This window comes from Streptomyces sp. SP17BM10 (assembly GCF_036322405.1).
Classification (GTDB): domain Bacteria; phylum Actinomycetota; class Actinomycetes; order Streptomycetales; family Streptomycetaceae; genus Kitasatospora.
Genome location: NZ_JAQYXB010000101.1, coordinates 1 through 340, shown reverse-complemented (window position 1 = coordinate 340; position 340 = coordinate 1). Strand labels below are relative to the sequence as shown.

1 pseudogene is annotated in these 340 nt (G+C 73.2%); it reads left to right on the top strand.

Annotated elements, in window-relative coordinates:
• Positions 1 to 225: pseudogene (locus tag PUR71_RS00365) on the top strand (hypothetical protein); the annotation flags it as partial.
• Positions 226 to 340: the final 115 nt, after the last annotated feature.

Here is a 340-nt window from a genome sequence, read left to right as displayed (position 1 = left end):
CGTGGCCTGCGCTTCTTCGGCGCGCGCCGCGACGGCGCCCGCCTGCGGGCCGGCGACGCGGACGGGTGCTACGGCGACGGCGCGGACCTCGGCGAGGGCCACTACCAGGCGCACCTCAACCTCGCCTACCGCCTCCGAGGGCCCGCCGGACCCCGCCCCGGCCCCGGCGCGGCGCGGATCACCCGCAGAGCCGCGTTCCCGGCGCCCTCGGTGATGGCGTGTTAACTAGCGGAAACCATGGGGGACATGGCGTGATGGTGCGACTGCACAGCGACAAGGTAGCCGAGCAGACCCGGAGGAACGACCCGCAGAAGAACGTGTGGGAGATACAGCCATGCCG